This is a genomic window from Streptomyces sp. NPDC048277 (assembly GCF_040652235.1).
Lineage (GTDB): Bacteria > Actinomycetota > Actinomycetes > Streptomycetales > Streptomycetaceae > Streptomyces.
The window spans coordinates 85267-102084 of sequence record NZ_JBEZLQ010000033.1; the positions used below are offsets into that span (position 1 = coordinate 85267).

Annotated in this window: 7 protein-coding genes; 4 read left to right on the forward strand and 3 right to left on the reverse strand. The window is 73.4% G+C overall.

Annotation, left to right across the window (positions count from 1 at the left end; all coding sequences use genetic code 11):
* A complete protein-coding gene (locus AB0D85_RS45130) occupies positions 1–1545 on the reverse strand; it encodes an FMN-binding glutamate synthase family protein (RefSeq protein WP_362334827.1) in 1545 nt (514 codons plus the stop codon).
* A 477-nt stretch (positions 1546–2022) separates the two neighbouring features.
* Here AB0D85_RS45130 and AB0D85_RS45135 point away from each other — a divergent pair, with 477 nt between their 5' ends.
* Entirely contained in the window at positions 2023–10422 is an 8400-nt protein-coding gene (locus AB0D85_RS45135) for a type I polyketide synthase (RefSeq protein ID WP_362334830.1), read from the forward strand.
* Complete coding sequence (locus tag AB0D85_RS45140) at positions 10419–11927, forward strand: tryptophan 7-halogenase (protein WP_362334833.1); 1509 nt, start codon at positions 10419–10421, stop codon at positions 11925–11927. The genes AB0D85_RS45135 and AB0D85_RS45140 overlap by 4 nt, the downstream gene beginning before the upstream one ends.
* A gap of 41 nt (positions 11928–11968) precedes the next feature.
* On the opposite strand, the gene AB0D85_RS45145 is transcribed toward AB0D85_RS45140, so the two are convergent.
* The gene (locus tag AB0D85_RS45145; RefSeq protein ID WP_362334836.1) at positions 11969–13183 is read right to left on the reverse strand and encodes a cysteine desulfurase-like protein; all 1215 of its coding nucleotides are present in this window, start codon (positions 13181–13183) and stop codon (positions 11969–11971) included.
* A gap of 229 nt (positions 13184–13412) precedes the next feature.
* Here AB0D85_RS45145 and AB0D85_RS45150 point away from each other — a divergent pair, with 229 nt between their 5' ends.
* Entirely contained in the window at positions 13413–14414 is a 1002-nt protein-coding gene (locus AB0D85_RS45150) for an NADP-dependent oxidoreductase (protein ID WP_362334839.1), read from the forward strand.
* A 17-nt stretch (positions 14415–14431) separates the two neighbouring features.
* Entirely contained in the window at positions 14432–14839 is a 408-nt protein-coding gene (locus AB0D85_RS45155) for a MerR family transcriptional regulator (RefSeq protein ID WP_362334841.1), read from the forward strand.
* A 54-nt stretch (positions 14840–14893) separates the two neighbouring features.
* On the opposite strand, the gene AB0D85_RS45160 is transcribed toward AB0D85_RS45155, so the two are convergent.
* Positions 14894–16729, reverse strand: coding sequence for an FAD-dependent oxidoreductase (locus tag AB0D85_RS45160; RefSeq protein ID WP_362334845.1), 1836 nt, complete (start codon positions 16727–16729; stop codon positions 14894–14896).
* Positions 16730–16818: the final 89 nt, after the last annotated feature.

Here is a 16818-nt window from a genome sequence, read left to right on the forward strand (position 1 = left end):
TCAGGCGGACGGCCGCTCGTCGGAGGCGGGCTTGGTGGTGAGCAGGGCCGTGATGTCCTCGGCGAGGCGCGGGCCGAGTTCGCCCCAGCCGTCCTTGTAGCCGTAGACGGCGGCCAGAGTGCGGGCCTCGTAGTCGCCGTTCATGATCTCGATGTCGTCGGCCGTGATGAGTGCGGGGTGGGCGACGCCGACGGCCGCCGAGACCTTGATCAGCTCCTTGCGCAGGGTGCGCAGGTAGACCGCGGCACGAGTGGCCTTCGAGGTCGGGTCGAGGCCGCGGGCCAGCCACGGGTTCTGGGTGGCGATACCGGTGGGACACGTGTCGGTGTGGCACTTCTGCGACTGGATGCAGCCGATGGACAGCATCGCCTCACGGGCTACGTTGATCATGTCGGCACCCAGGGCGAAGGCGACCGCGGCGTTCTCGGGCAGGCCGAGCTTGCCGGAGCCGATGAAGGTCAGCTCGTCGGTCAGCCCCAGCTCGGCGAAGGTGCCGTAGACCCGGGAGAAGCCCATCCGGAACGGCAGCGACACCGAGTCGGTGAAGATCAGCGGCGCCGCCCCGGTACCGCCCTCGCCGCCGTCGACGGTCACGAAGTCGACACCGCGGTCACCACGCGCCATCAGCGTGGCCAGCTCCTGCCAGAAGCCCATCTCGCCCACGGCGCTCTTGATCCCGACCGGCACACCGGTCTCGGTGGCGAGCAGTTCGACAAAGTCGAGCATCGAGTCGACGTCGCTGAACGCGGTGTGCCGCGACGGGGAGGCGCAGTCCTTGCCGAGCGGGATGCCGCGGATCCCGGCGATCTCCTGGGTCACCTTGGCGCCCGGCAGCATCCCGCCCAGCCCTGGCTTGGCGCCCTGGGAGAGCTTGATCTCTATCGCCCTGACCGGGGCGCCGGCGACCACGTCCTTGAGCTTGTCGAGGTTGAAGCTGCCGTCCTCGTTGCGGCAGCCGAAGTACGACGTACCGATCTGCAGGACGAGGTCGCCACCGCTGCGGTGGTACGGCGAGAGGCCGCCCTCGCCCGTGTTGTGCATCGTGCCCGCCAGTGCCGCCCCCTTGTTGAGCGCCGTGATGGCCGCGCCGGAGAGCGATCCGAAGCTCATCGCCGAGATGTTCACCACACTCGCGGGCCGGAACGCCTTGGCGCGCCCGCGCGGCCCGCCCAGCACCTTGGCCGAGGGCAGCGGGACCTGCGCGTCGTGCGCGTCGGGCAGGGCGCCGGCGAACGTGCGCTGCTTCAGGTAGGCCTTCCCCTGTACGTGCTCGACGTCGACGTCGGTTCCGAACCCGAAGTAGTTGTTCTCCTCCTTCGCCGACGCATAGATCCAGCTGCGCTGGTCGCGGCTGAAGGGGCGCTCCTCCTCGTTGGAGGTCACGATGTACTGCCGCAGCTCCGGCCCGATCGTCTCCAGCAGGTACCGGGCGTGCCCGATGACCGGGAAGTTCCGCAGCAGTGCGTGCTTCTTCTGCATGAGGTCGCGGGCAGCCACGACCGCCAACGCCGTTACGGCGACCGCGCCGATCCTTCGGGCTTGCATGAACGTTCCTCCTCGATACACGGCTCCCTCGCGATGCGTGGGGCCGTTGTGTCGTGCTGGGCGTTGGACGGCGGGCACACGACCAAGCGGGCATCAGCGTCCGTCGAAGAATGCGAAATGATGTTAAGAGGCCGCTCGGGCAGGGCTTCCGCCAGGGGGCGGATCCGGGTTCAGGTCCGGGTCCGGGTCCGGGTTCGGGTCCGGTTCGGCTTCGTGCCGACGGGAGGGAACGGCACACGGAAGCGGCCGTAGTCGTGTGCGTGCGCAAGCCGCCCGACTGCCGACGCGACGTGATCCGGCAGCCGCTGCCCGACCGGTGCCTCGGCCTGCGCGGCCCGTGGCACGGCCGCACTCCCCAAACCGCACGCCACGGTCAAGATCGGCTCAAATGCGGCAATGCACCTGGGGTCAATGTCATGGTGCAGCAAGGGGACTGACGGCTGTCGTGCCGCGGGCACGCGCCAGAGGGGCGGAAGCATGATCCATGACCAGCTGATCCGGCCGCTGCCCGAACTGCTGAAGGCACACGCCGAGGCATCGCCGTCGCGGGTGGCGTTCGCCGACGACCGGCGCGCCGTCAGCTGGGCCGAGGTGGAGCGGCGTACCGCCCGGCTGGCCGCCCACCTCGCCCGGACGGGACTGCGGCGCGGCGACCGGGTGGCGGTCTGCCTCGGCAACTGCGTCGAGACGGTGGAGAGCATCCTGGCCGTCGTCAGGGCGGGCGCGATCGGCGTACCGCTCAACCCCCGTTCCTCCGACGCCGAGTTCGCGCACTTCCTGGCGGACAGCGGCGCCTCGGTCCTCATCACGGACGCGGCCCGGCTGCGCCGCCTCGCTCCCGCACACCGCCGTATCCCCGTACTGCTCACCGGCCCGGGCCCGCTGCCCGCCGACGCCCCTGCGGGCACCGCCCTGTTCACCACCGCGGCCGAGGCCGAGAGCGAGGGACCACCGCGGGACGACCTGGGTCTCGACGAGCCGGCGTGGATGCTCTACACCTCCGGCACCACCGACCGCCCCAAGGGGGTCCTGTCCACCCAGCGTGCCGCGCTCTGGTCACCGGCGGCCTGCTACGCCCCGCTGTTCGGGCTCTGTTCCGAGGACCGGCTGCTGTGGCCGCTCCCCCTGTTCCACAGCTTCGGGCACTCGCTGGCCGTCCTCGGGGTCACCGCCGTCGGTGCGAGCGCCCGGATCACCGCCGAACTCCTCCCGCCCGACGGCCTGTTGCGTGAGCTGTGCGCACCGCACGAGGCACTGGGCGGCCCCTACACGGTGCTGGCCGGGGTACCCGCCACCTACCACCGGCTGGTCGCGTCCGCCGAGGGTGCGGCGTCCCCGCCGAGTCTGCGCGCCTGTGTCGTGGCGGGTGCTCCGAGCGCGCCGACTTTGCGCCGTGCGGTGGAGGACCTGTTGGGGGCTCCGCTCCTCGACGCCTACGGCAGCACCGAGACCTGCGGCATGATCGCCGTGAACCGGCCGGACGGACCCCGGCCGGAGGGCTCCTGCGGACCGCCGGTGCCGGGCATGGAGGTCCGGGTCGTCGATCCCGGCTCCGGCAACGATGTCGCGGCCGGTGCCGAGGGCGAGATCTGGGTGCGCGGACCGAGCCTCATGAGCGGGTACCACCGGCGGCCCGAGGAGAGCGAGGCCGCGCTGAGGGACGGCTGGTACCGCACCGGCGACCTCGGCCGACGGCTCGAACACGGCCATCTCACCCTCACCGGCCGGGTCAGCGAGCTGATCATCCGGGGCGGGGAGAACATCCACCCCACGGAGGTCGAACAGGTCCTGCTGCGCTGCCCCGGAGTGCGGGACGCGGTGGTGGCGGGCCTGCCGGACGACGTCCTCGGCGAGGTACCGGTGGCGTACGTCGTCCCGGAACCGGGCGGCATCGAACCGCGCCGGATCCTGGACACGTGCCGTGCCGAACTGGCCGCCTACAAGGTGCCCGTCGAGATCCACGAGATCGCGGCCGTGCCGCGCACCGCATCCGGCAAGATCGTCCGCCACGCGGTCGTACCGGCAGCGGCACGCAGCGTGGCCACGGTCACCACGGGCGCCGGAGCGCTGCGCGAGCGGCTGCTGTCCCTGCCGCCCGAGGGCCGCGAACGCGTCCTGCGTGAGGAGGTGCTCGCCGAGACGGCCGCGGTCTGCGACGGCGGCCCGCCCGAACGGCTCGGCGCCGACCACGCGTTCACCGATCTCGGGCTGACGTCGGCGGACGCCGTCGCACTCCTCGACCGGCTCGGCGAGGCGACCGGACTGCGGCTCGCCCCCACACTGGTCTTCGACCATCCGACTCCGGCGGCACTGGCCCGGCAGTTGTACGACACCCTCTTCACGGCGGCATCCACGGCCGCACCGCACTCCGCCGCGCACGCCGGCGCCGACGATCCGGTGGTGGTCGTCGCCATGGGCTGCCGCTATCCCGGTGAGGTCAACTCCCCCGAGGACCTGTGGCAGTTGGTGGTGGAGGGCCGGGACGCCATCTCGGGTTTCCCCACCGACCGCGGGTGGGACCTGGACGCCCTCTACGACCCCGACCCGGACCGGATCGGCACCTCCTACACCCGTAGCGGCGGATTCCTGCACCGGGCGGGCGAGTTCGACGCGGACCTGTTCGGGATCTCGCCGCGTGAGGCGCTGGCCATGGACCCCCAGCAGCGGCTGCTCCTCGAGACCTCGTGGGAGGTGTGGGAGCGCGCCGGGATCGCGCCTCGGGCACTGCGCGAGAGCGACACCGGGGTGTTCGTCGGCGTGATGCACGGCGACTACTCCTCCCGTCTCACCGCGCACGAGCTGGAGGCCCACCTGGCCCTGGGCGCGGCCGGCAGCATCGCCTCCGGCCGGATCTCGTACGTGTACGGGCTGCACGGACCCTCCGTCACGATCGACACCGCCTGCTCCTCCTCGCTGGTGGCCCTGCACTGGGCGGCGAAGGCGCTGCGTTCCGGCGAGTGCTCGCTGGCGCTGGCCGGCGGCGTCACCGTGATGGCGACTCCCGGACCGTTCACGGCGTTCAGCCGGCAGCGCGGTCTCGCGCCCGACGGACGTTGCAAGTCGTTCTCGGCCGCGGCGGACGGGACCGCGTGGGCCGAGGGTGCGGGACTGGTGCTCCTGGAACGACTGTCCGACGCCCGCCGCCGCGGCCATCCGGTCCTGGCCGTGCTGCGCGGCTCCGCCGTCAACTCCGACGGCGCCTCCAACGGACTCACCGCGCCCAGCGGGCAGGCCCAACAGCGGTTGGTCGCACAGGCGTTGGCCGACGCGGGACTCCGCCCCGAGGACGTCGACGCGGTGGAGGCGCACGGCACGGGCACCACGCTCGGCGACCCCGTCGAGGCGCGGGCCCTGCTGGCCGCGTACGGGCAGGCGCGGCCCGCCGACCGGCCGCCCCTGTGGCTGGGCTCGGTGAAGTCCAACCTCGGTCACACCCAGGCGGCCGCCGGAGTCGCGGGCGTCATCAAGATGGTGCAGGCGATGCGGCACGGGGAACTCCCCCGCACCCTGCACGCCGACCGGCCCACCCCGCACGTCGACTGGTCCGCCGGCCGGGTGGAGCTGCTCACCGAGGCACGTCCCTGGCCGGCTTCGGATTCCGGGCCACGCCGGGCCGGGGTGTCGGCCTTCGGCATCGGCGGGACGAACGCGCACGTCATCCTGGAGGAGCCGCCGCAGGCCGCCGCGGACACCGGGCGTACGGCCGCGTCGGCCCGGTGCGGGTCGTCCCGAGCGCCGGGCGAGACAAGCACCTCTGGCCGCGCGGCGACAGACCCGGTGCACACCCCTGGTGCGGCGGCAGCGGACACTGCGCGCGCACCCGACCCCGCGGCAACGGACTTTGCGCGCGCCCCTGGCGCCGCGGCGCCGGGCGCGGTGAGCACCCCCGAGCCCACTCCCGACGTGAGCATCCCTCAGCCCGCTCCCGAAGAGTGCGCCCCTCAGCCTTCTGCCGAAGCGAGCACGCCTCAGTCCTCTTCCGAAGCGCGCGCCCCTCAGCCCTCTCCCCTCCCCTGGCTCCTCTCCGGCGCGGGCGAGGGTGCCCTGCGTGCCCAGGCACGGCGGCTGGCGGCCCGGCTCCTGGACCGGCCGGGTCTGTCCGTGGCCGACGTCGGTTTCTCGCTGGCCGTGTCACGGTCGGCGCTGACCCACCGGGCAGTGGTCCCGGCCGGAGACCGGGCCCGGATGCTACGCGCACTGGAGTCGCTCGCCGAAGGCCGGGCGAGTGGGGGTGCCGTGCGGGCGGTCGCGGATCCGGGTATCCGTACGGCCTTCCTGTTCACCGGCCAGGGAGCCCAACGCGCCTGTATGGGCGTCGAGTTGCGCAGCGCGTTCCCCGTGTTCGCCGCCTCCTTCGACGACGTGTGCCGGGAGCTGGACAGGCACCTCGCCCAACCGCTGGAGCCGGTGCTGTCGGCTCGCCCGGGATCGCCCGAGGCGGCGCTGCTGGACCGTACGGACTTCACCCAGGCCGGGCTGTTCGCCTTCGAGGTGGCGTTGTTCCGGCTGCTGGAGTCCTGGGGCGTCCGCGCCGACTTCCTCGCCGGTCACTCGGTGGGGGAACTCGCGGCGGCCCATGCCGCCGGCGTGCTGGACCTGCCCGACGCCGCGGCGCTGGTCGCGGCCCGTGGGCGGCTGATGCGGGCCCTGCCGGAGGGAGGGGCGATGGTGGCGCTGGACGCGACGGAGGAAGAGGCCGCCGCGGCGCTGGAGCCCGCCGGGCCGCTGGTTGCCCTGGCTTCGGTCAACGGCCCGCGTGCGGTGGTGATCTCGGGCGCCCGGGAGCCGGTGCTCGCCGTGGCGGCCGGGTTCGAGGCGCGGGGCCGCAGGACCGTACGGCTGCGGGTGAGCCACGCCTTCCACTCGCCGCTCATGGACCCCATGCTGGCCGACTTCCGCCGGGTCGCCGAGGGCCTGACCTTCCGGCCGCCGCGCATACCGGTCGTCTCGGCGGTGTCCGGCCGCCTCGTCGAGGGCGTCGAGCGCGCCGACGGCGTCGATGGCGGAGCGAGCGGGGCAGGCGGGGCAGGCGGAGAGCTGTGCACCCCGGAGTACTGGGTGCGGCACGCCCGCCGGCCGGTCCGGTTCGCCGAGGCCGTCGGCCGGCTCGCGGACGCCGGCGTCACGGCGTTCCTGGAACTGGGCCCCGGCCCCGCACTCACCGCGGCGGCCGAGGACTGCCTGGCCGCCGGCCCGGACGGCACGGGTCCGCTGTGTGTCCCCGCCGCCCGCCGCGGCGAGCCCGAACCCCGGGCCCTGCTGAACGCCGTGGCCCGCCTGCATACCCACGGAGTCCGCGTGGACTGGCCCGCGGCCCTCACGGATTCCGGGGCGCGACGGGTGGACCTGCCGACGTACGCCTTCCAGCGCCGCCGGTACTGGCTGGACGCCCCGCGCACTCCGGTGCACGGCTCCACCCCCGCCTCCACCCACGAACACCCGCTACTGGGACCGGCGTTCACCATGCCGGACACCGACCGGACGGTGCTGTCCGGGCGACTCTCCGCCGCCACCCATCCCTGGCTGGCCGATCACGTGGTCGGCGGAGCGGTCCTCGTCCCGGCGACGGTGTTCGTGGAGCTGGCGACACGGGCCTCCGGCGAGGTCGGCTCCGGCAGCCCGGACGAACTCGTGATCGTGGCCCCGCTGACCCTGCGCCCGGACACGGACGTCCGCGTTCAACTCGTCGTGGGCGAGGCGGACGCCTCCGGCCGACGCCCCCTGGACATCTACGCCCGGCCCGACACGGCCGGTCGGCCCGCCTGGACCCGACACGCGACCGGCCTCCTGGGCGCAGCCGCCGACACCGCCGACGCCGACGCCGGGCATCCCGGCACCGACCTGACGGCGTGGCCACCGCAGGGCGCCGCCGAGATCGACCTCGCCGACGCGTACGACACCCTCGCGAGCAGCGGCCTCGCCTACGGACCGGCCTTCCGGGGCGTACGGGCGCTGTGGCGGCGCGGTGCCGAGCTGTTCGCGGACGTCCGGCTGCCCGAGGCGGAGGCGGCGGGAGCCGACAGGTACGGAATCCACCCGGCGCTGCTGGACGCGGCCGTGCACGCGCCGCTGCTGGCGGGCGGCGTCGCGTCGGACGGCCCCTCGGATGCCGACGCGGTCCGGGTGCCGTTCGCGTGCTCCGGCGTGCGCCTCTACGCCTCCGGCGCGTCGGAGGCGCGTGTGCGGGTCGCTCCGGTCGGGGCGGACACCTTCTCGGTGACGCTCGCCGACCGCGCGGGACGCGCCGTGGCACGGGTGGAGTCCCTGTCCATGCGTGAACTCCCGGTCCAGGCAACCGGATTCGACAGCGTGCGGCACGCGTTGTGGCGTACGGAGTGGACCGACGTCGAGGCGAAGGGCAACGGAGAGGAGCACATCTGGACGCTGCTCGGCCCGGACGCCCTGGACCTGCGCTCGTCGTTGCCCAACATGGCGGACATCGCCGTACCCGCGACCGGCACCGTCGTCCTCACCGCCGTCGACCCGGCCCCGGATTCCGACCCGCTGCCCGCCGTGCACCGCCTGACGTCGCGAGTACTCGGCGCGCTCCACGACTGGCAGGACGACCCACGGGCGGCGGGCGCCCGTCTGCTGGTGGTCACCCGGAACGCGACCGCGCCCGAGCCGGACCTGGCCGGGGCCGCGGTGTGGGGGCTGGTGCGCAGCGCCCAGTCGGAGCTGCCCGGGCGGATCGTCCTGGTCGATGTCGACGCCGATCCCGAGTCCGTACGGCTGCTGCCCGCGGCCCTGGCCACCGGGGAGCCCCAACTCTCCGTCCGCTCGGGCCGGTTGAGCGCACCGCGCTGGACCCCGGCGGCCGGCCCCACCGCCGCGGGCCTCCCCCGCTTCGACGGCACCGTGTTGATCACCGGCGGTACGGGGGCGCTGGGCACGGAGATCGCCCGGCATCTGGTCACCTCGTACGGCGTGCGGCACCTGGTGCTCACCGGTCGGCGCGGACCGGACGCGCCGGGCGCCGTCGAACTGCGCCGCGAACTCGGGGAGTCGGGGGCCGAGGTTCGGATCGTCGCCTGCGACGTGGCCGACCGTGCCGCACTGGCCGAGGTGATCGAGGGCTGTCGGCCCGCTCTGACCGGCGTGGTGCACGCGGCCGGGGTGCTGGACGACGGCGTACTGGCCGCGCTGACCCCCGAGCGCATGGCCGCGGTGCTCGGGCCGAAGGCGGCTGCGGCCTGGCATCTGCACGAGCTGACCCGGGGCCTGGAGCTGTCCGCGTTCGTGTTGTTCTCGTCGGTGTCCGGCGTGCTGGGGCGGGCCGGTCAGGGCAACTACGCGGCGGCGAACTCCTTCCTGGACGCCCTGGCGCGCCACCGCGCCGGGCTGGGACTGCCCGCGGTCTCCGTGGCGTGGGGGCCGTGGACGGCGGCGGGTGGCATGACCGCGCCGGAGAAGGCAGGCGAGTTGCTGCGGCCGCTCTCCGTGGAGCAGGGGCTGGCGTTGTTCGACGCGGCGCTACGGGGAGCGGAACCCACGCCGGTGGCCGCCCTGTTGGACCGGGCCGCCCTGCGGTCCGCCCGGGCGCCGCTCCCGTCGCCGTTGCGCGCGCTGGTGCGGCAGCGCAGGTCCCCCGCCGGGAGCGGGGAAACCGACGCCGGGCAGTCGTGGGAGCCGGGTGCCTGGCGGAAGGTGCTGGCCGGATTGCCCGCCACTCAACGGGTGGGCGCGCTCGTGGAGTTGATGCGCGGTGACATCGCGGCGGTGCTCGGACACGAGGGCGCCGACGCGCTGCCGGAGGGCAGGTCGTTCATCGAGCTGGGCTTCGACTCCTTGATGGCGGTGCAGGTCCGCAACCGGCTGAGCATGGCCCTGCGGCTCAGGCTCCCCGCCGCCGTGCTGTTCGAGCACCCGACGGCCGAGGAGCTGGCCCGTCATGTGCTCGGCCTGCTCGGCGAGCTGCCCGACAGGTCGTCCGGCGATCAACCCGACGGCCGACCCGACACGGTTTCCGCGGCACCACCTGCCCGGCCCGCACAGTCGCTGTCCTCGCTCTACCGGCGGGTCTGCGCGGCCGGCCAGGTGGTGGACGCGATGCGCATGCTGGTGACGGCGTCCTGGGCGGTGCCGACCTTCGACGCTGCGGGCAGCCGGGAGCACGCGCCGGCGCCGGTGCGCCGCGCGAGCGGGTCCGGCGGAGGTCCCGTGCTCGTCTTCTTCACCGGGTACCACCCGCCGTTCGCGGCACCCGGCGGGGAGTTCGCCCTGTTCCACCGGTGTTTCCAGGGTGCGTGGGACGTTCTGGAGCTCCCGCATCCCGGCGTCGGTGCGGGCGAGGCCGTGCCCGCCGACCCGGAGACGCTCGCCCGCACGCACGCCGAGACGGTCGTGCGGTACGTCGGCGGGCGCCCCTTCGTGATCGCCGGGGTCAGCACCGGAGGGGCCGTGGCACACGTCGTGACCCGACGGCTCGAAGCGATGGGGTCCGCACCCCTGGGGCAGGTGCTGCTGGACACGTATCTCATCGGCGACGGGAACAGCGCCGAGGACTGGCTGCTGTCGCTGCCGGCCGTCATCGCGCCGCGCCTCGACGGCGGCGAGTTCTCCGGGGACGAGGACTCGGGGCTCGCGGCGATGGGAGCGTACACCCGGATGTTCCTGGGCTGGGTTCCGGAACCGGTCGACACTCCCACCCTCCTCGTCCGCGCGACGCGGCCCACCCCTGAGATGGCGGCCGGCGCGGGTCCGGACGAGTGGCGGACCTCCTGGCCGTTGCCGCACACGTCCGTCGATGTCCCGGGCGACCACTTCTCGTTCATGCGGGAACATGCCCGGAGCACGGCGGCGGCCGTCCGTGCGTGGCTCGACTCCCGCGCCCGCACGGCCGGTTCACCGCCCACGACCTCGGACGGAGACGAGTGAAGCCCATCGACGAGCAGGCGCGGGCCGAGGAGTTCGACGCGATCGTGGTGGGCGGCGGACCGGCCGGGGCGACCGCCTCCGCGGCCGTCGCCCTGCGCGGTCACCGCGTCCTCCTGCTGGAGCAACAGGCCTTCCCCCGCTACCAGATCGGCGAGTCGCTGCTGCCCTCCACCGTGCACGGGGTGTGCCGCATCCTGGGCGTCGAGGACGAGGTGGCCCGGGCGGGGTTCAAGGTGAAGCGCGGGGGCACCTTCCGGTGGGGCCGGAACCGGGATCCGTGGCAGTTCTCCTTCGCGCTGTCGCCCCGGCTGGCCGATCCGACGTCGTTCGCCTACCAGGTCGAGCGGTCACGGTTCGACGCGATCCTCCTGGACAACGCCCGCCGGGTCGGCGTGGACGTCCGGGAGCGGTGTCGTGTCTCGGACGTGCTCGCCGACGGGGAGCGGGTACGGGGTGTGTGCTGGACCGGCCCGGACGGCGCGGTCCGCGAGGCGCGGGCCCGGTACGTGGTGGACGCCTCAGGGAACGGCAGCAGGATCCACCGGCACGTCGGCGGGCAGCGGACGTACTCCGACTTCTTCCGGAACATCGCGGTGTTCGGCTACTTCGCGGGCGGCAAACGGCTGCCCGCGCCGAACGACGGCAACATCTTCTGTGCCGCCTTCGACGAGGGCTGGCTCTGGTACATCCCGCTGCGGGACGACCTCACCAGCGTGGGCGCCGTGGTCAGCAGGGAGAACGCCGCCGAGATCCAGCGGGACCCGGTGACGGCCTGGCGCCGGCTGGTCGACTCCTGCGGCGAGGTGCGCGACCTGCTTTCGGGGGTGGAGCAGGCGACCGTCGCACCGTACGACCGGGTGCGGGCGCGCAGGGACTGGTCGTACTGGCGGACCCGGCTGTGGCGGCCCGGAATGGTGCTGGCCGGGGACGCGGCCTGCTTCGTCGACCCGGTGCTGTCGTCGGGGGTGCATCTGGCGACGTACGGCGCGCTGCTCGCGGCGCGGTCCGTCAACAGCGCTCTCGCCGCCGGCGGGCCGGCCGGGGCGCCGGACGAGGGGCGGCTGTTCGGCGAGTTCGAGGCCCGGTACCGGCACGAGTACGGGCTGTTCTACGAGTTCCTGGTGTCCTTCTACGACATGCACCAGGACGAGCGGTCGTACTTCTGGAAGGCCCGCAAGGTCACCCGCGTCCACGCCACGGAACTGGAGGCGTTCGTGGAGCTGGTGGGCGGGCTCGCCTCGGGTGACGCGTCGCTCGCCGACCCGGGTGCCCGGCTGACGACGGCCTCCGCGGAGCTCGGCTCGGCCGTGGGGCGGCTGCCGGACTCCGACGGTCTGCGCAATCCGCTCTTCGAGTCGGCCACCGTCCGTCAGGTGTTCCAGGAGGGCGCGGTCCTGCAGGAGCGCGGGGTGTTCGGCGGGCCGCTGGAGGAGGAACGGCCGGTGCGGCCCGGTGGTCTGGTGGCCTCGGACGACGGGCTCACCTGGGTGGATCCGGGCCGCTGAGCCCCGCGCACCGCGCACTCGTGCCCCGGTGTGCCGTCAGTTCACCCGCGGCCGGGTGTCAGGAAGTCGGACAGTCCCGTCAGCAGCCGGTCGACGTCCTCCGTGCTGTTGTACGGCGCGAGGCCGATGCGCAGGCCGCCGGTGTCGCCGAGGCCGAGGCGGCGGGAGGCCTCGACGGCGTAGAAGGAGCCCGCGGGGGCGTGGATCTTGCGGTCGGCGAGGAAGCCGTACGCGTCCGCCGTGCTGTGCTGCTCGAACGTCAGCAGCACGGTGGGCGTGCGGTCGGCCGCCCGGGAGTGGACGGTGATGCCGTCGAGGGCGGACAGCCCCTTGTCGATCCGCGTGCGCAGTACCTGCTCGTGCTCCTCCAGCGCCGCGAAGGACGAGGCAAGGCGCTGTCGCCGGGTGCCCGTGGCGCTCGCGTCGAGGGCTGCGAGGAAGTCGACCGCCGCTCGTGTGCCGGCGAGGAACTCATAGGGCAGGGTGCCCAGTTCGAAGCGCTCGGGGACCGCGTCGGTGGACGGCAGCAGCTTGTCCGGGTGCAGGGTCTCCAGCAACTCCGGGCGGGCGGCGAGGACTCCGTGGTGGGGGCCGAGGAACTTGTACGGCGAGCAGACGTAGAAGTCGGCGCCGAGCCGCTCCAGTTCGACCAGTGTGTGGGCGGCGTGGTGGACTCCGTCGACATAGCTGAGTGCCCCCGCGTCGCGTACCAGCCGGGTGATCTCGGCGACGGCGGGGCGGGTCCCGATCAGGTTGGAGGCGGCGGTCACGGCGACCACCCGGGTGCGCTCGGAGAGCACGGCGCGGATGTCGTCGGCGGTCAGCTCCCCGGTGGCCGGGTCGAAGTCGGCCCAGCGCACCGTGGCGCCGGCCTGCTCGGCGGCCTGCACCCACGGGCGGATGTTGGCGTCGTGGTCCAGCCGGGTGACGACCACCTCGTCACCGGGCGACCAGGTCCTGGCGAGGGTGCGCGAGAAGTCGTACGTCAACTGCGTGGCGCTGCGCCCGAAGACGATGCCGCCCGGGTGCGCGCCCAGGAGGTCGGCCAGTGCCTGCCGGGTCTCCGTGACGATGGCCTCGGCGTTGCGCTCCCCCGGCGCCGTGCGGCCCCGGTTCGACAGGGGGTTCGACAGCGCGTCGGCGATGGCCCGGATGACGGGCTCGGGCGTCTGGGTGCCGCCGGGGCCGTCGAAGTGGGCGATGCCGGCGGCCAGCGCCGGGAACCGGGCGCGCAGAGCGGCGATGTCGTACGTCACGAGTGGCTCCTGTCGATGCCGTGCCAGGGCGTGAGGCCGGGTCTTTCCAGGTGCCCAGCCTGTCACGGGGCGGAGGCGCCGACCGCACCATCCCCACAGGGGGCGCGTGAAGCTGCTCCACCCGCACCCGGATCAGCTCGGGTTTCGCCGGCTGCAAGGGCTTGTTCTGAGCAACCTCTTGGCGCTGAGCCTTGCCCCTGCCCCATGGGGCAGGGCTTAGCGTCCGGCCATGAATGCGACTCACCGTCTTGTACGCCTGGCCCGCCGCCCCGACCGCTTGCCGACTCCGGACGACTTCGCCCTGGTGCGGGCGCCCGTCCCGCGTCCTGAGGTCGGCCAGGTGCTCGTCCGCAACACCCATTTCCTTGTCTTCCCGGGCTTGCGCACCCTCATCGGGGGCGAGACGGACGATGTCCCGCTGCCGCCGCTGCACCCCGGCGACACCCTGATCGGACCCGCGATCGGCGAGGTCGTCGACGGGCCGCTGGAGAAGGGGCGGCTGGTGCTGCACCTTCAGGGCTGGCGGGAGTACGCGGCGCCAGCCGCCGCCGAGTGCAGACTGCTGGACGGCGCCCTGCCCGACCCGGTGGACCATCTCGCCATGGGCGCTGCGGCTTACGGCGCACTGACCCGGCTGGCCCAAGTCAGGGCGGGCGACACCGTGTTCGTGACCGGCGCCGCCGGTGCCGTGGGCACGATGGCCGGTCAGGTCGCCCGGCTGCTGGGTGCCACCAGGGTGGTCGGCAGCACCGGCTCACCGGACAAGGCCCAGCGACTGGAGCGGGAACTCGGCTACGACGCCACCGTGTTGCGCGGAGCGGCCCCGCTCGGCAGCCAACTCGCCCGGGTGGCGCCGGACGGCATCGACGTCGTCCTGGACACCGTGGGCGGCGAACAGTTGACGGCGGCCGTCCACGCGGCGAACCGGGGCGCCCGCTTCGCCCTGGTAGGCGCGTTGGACGGGCAGCTGTCCCCGGACCGGGCGGGCGGGAGCGCGCCGGCCGTGCTCGACACCTACCGTCTGCTGGCCAGAGGCATCACGATCGCCGGCTACAACGGCATGGACCACCGGGATGTCCAGGCGGAGTGGGAGGCCTGCTTCGGGGACTGGCTGCGGGCGGGCCGCATCCGTTTCCCCCATACCCCGGTCCACGGAATGGAGCGTGCCCCGGCGGCGTTGCCCGAACTGATCGCCGGCCGCTCCTTCGGGGCGTCCGTCGTGGTGCTGTAGGAGAGGGCGGAGCAGGCATGCGGATCGGCGAGGCAGCGGCGGCCGCGGGAACCACACCGCGCGCACTACGCCTGTACGAGGCCCGCGGCCTGCTGCGGCCCCCGCCGCGCACCTCCTCCGGTCAACGTGAGTACGGCTCCGCCGAGGTGGCCCGCGTCCGTGTCATCCGCAGCCTGCTGGCTCTGGGCCTCACCCTGGAGGATCTCCGCCGCCGAGCCCACCGACTGGACCTCCTCGTCCAGGAGCAGCCGTCGGCCTCCTGCAACGGCCGCCCCGGCGGGTTCAGTGACGTCGTGGCCGATCGCCTCGCGGCCCTGGACGCGGAGATCACACGCCTCACCCACCTGCGGCAGGCCCTCGCCGCAGCCGCGGCAGCGCCACCATGTGCCGCGGGCTCGCCGATCCCCCGCGACGACAGCGCCTGAAGGGCCGCAGCTACTCGGGGCAGCGGCCCTTCACGCCTCGATCGGTGCCGGGTGCTACCCCAGGTCGAAGGTGTTGGGCAGCCCCAGCCGGTAGCGGACCTCGTCGACCCGCTTCAGGGGTTCCATCTCCGGCGGCCGGAACAACTCCCAGACGTGACACCGCTCGGCGCCCGAACTGTCCGCGTCCAGGAGTGCGTTGACGGCGCGGCGCGCGGACTCGTTGGCGCCCTCCATGGTCGCCAGGTCCACATCGGTGCGGACGTAGTCGCCCGCGAGGAAGAAGTTCGGCACCGCTGTCTTCGCCGACGGGCGGTGGTAGAGGGTGCCGGTGGGGTGGATGAGGAGCTGTTCGCGGTTCTGCGGGTCGGGGCCGCCGAGGCCGGTCACCGCCGGGTCCATGAACCAGCCGAGCCGGTCCTCGTCCCTGAGCGTGGTCTTGCCGGAGTCGTTCAGCCCGTCCTTGAGCTGGGCCCACAGTTCGGCGACGATCTCGTCCTTCGTGCACTCACGGGCCGTCTTGCCGTACAGGATGCCGGGCTTGTCCCACTCGGAGATGATCGTGGACAGGCATTCATGGGCCTGCCCGTCTCCGTAGTCGCGCGAGAAGTCCCGTACGTCCCAGAACTGTGTCTGGCCGATTCCGGTGACCGCCCACGGTGAGTCGAGGCAGTTGATGTGGCCGTGCACGACCGGGGTCGGCGTGCGCAGATAGAACATGATGCCGGTCATCCAGTCCGTCTTCAGCGCGTCGCACCGCCCGAGCTGGGGGTCGGCGGCGCGCAGGGCCGGGCCCCAGGTCACACGCGCGTGCTCGACGGGGAGGGCGCTGACGTAGTGGTCGGCGGTGATGGTGCGCTGCCGGCTGCCGTCGCGCGCCGCCACCCGTACGCCGGTCACCCGGCCACCGTCGTACACCACCTCCCTGACCTCGGTGCCGAGCACGAACTGGACGCCCAGGGAGCGCAGATGCCTCTCCCAGGGGGCGATCCACGCCTCGCTGGTCGGGGCGTTCAGCACCCGGTCGACGTCCGCGTCGCCGTCCATGCCGCGGCCGAGCAGGCCCCACAGGATGAGGGCCTCGATGATGACGCGGCCGACCGTGCGGGTGGAGGCGATCTCGGCGCGGGTGGCGACGAGGTTGCGGGTCTGGCCGATGCCGAGGAGCACCTGGTACTCGCGGCTCATCTCGCCGGCCCGGATGAAGTCCCACCAGGCGACCTTCTCCCACTGGCCCTCGCGGCGCGCGTCGCAGCTGGTGAGGTGGACCAGGAGGCGGTCGGCGAAGTAGGCGGCCTCGTGGGCGGGCAGGTGCGTGCCGAGGTCCAGGACGGAGAGGATCTGGTCGCGGATCCAGGACGGGGTGAGGTCGCCGGCGGCGGGCGGGGTGGTGACCCGGCGGAGCGGGAAGTGCAGGTCCGGGCGGCCCGAGCCGCGCGCGAACAACTCCTCCGTACCGTTGCGGAGGTTGCCGTGGACGCCGTTCGCGTTGCCCGGGAAGGGGATACGGCGCATGGTGTCCGGCAGGTTCCGGTAGAAGCCGGGGAAGAACCGGAAGCCGTGCTCCCCGGGAAGCGGCTTGCGGCCGCCCATTCCGGTCCCGGGGACGTCCATGGAGCGGGCCTTGCCGCCGAGGGCGTCGTAGTACTCGTAGACCGTCACCTCGTAGCCGCGTTCGGCGAGTTCATGAGCGGCGCTGAGGCCGGAGACCCCGCCGCCGAGGACGGCGACGCGCTTGCCGGAGGAGGCCGCGGCCGCGCTGCCGGCACCCCCTAAGGCGCCGGCCGCTCCCCCGCCGACGACTCCGGCGACCGCTCCCCCGGTCGCCGTCAGGAAGTGCCTGCGGCTGGGTCCGTCGTGCCCCTGAGACTGCTGCGCATGTTCTGTTGTCATGGGCACCCGAGGGTAGGGAGGGGCTCCGGAAGCCGGAAGCCTTATCGCCTGTCACCCACAGCATCCTCACAAAACCAAGCAGATGTGGA

Bases quoted from the DNA above. Each gene is read 5' to 3' on its own strand.
- AB0D85_RS45135 (WP_362334830.1), top strand. From the start codon at position 2,023: ATGATCCATGACCAGCTGATCCGGCCGCTGCCCGAACTGCTGAAGGCA.
- AB0D85_RS45130 (WP_362334827.1), bottom strand. From the start codon at position 1,545: ATGCAAGCCCGAAGGATCGGCGCGGTCGCCGTAACGGCGTTGGCGGTC.
- AB0D85_RS45155 (WP_362334841.1), top strand. From the start codon at position 14,432: ATGCGGATCGGCGAGGCAGCGGCGGCCGCGGGAACCACACCGCGCGCA.
- AB0D85_RS45160 (WP_362334845.1), bottom strand. From the start codon at position 16,729: ATGACAACAGAACATGCGCAGCAGTCTCAGGGGCACGACGGACCCAGC.
- AB0D85_RS45150 (WP_362334839.1), top strand. From the start codon at position 13,413: ATGAATGCGACTCACCGTCTTGTACGCCTGGCCCGCCGCCCCGACCGC.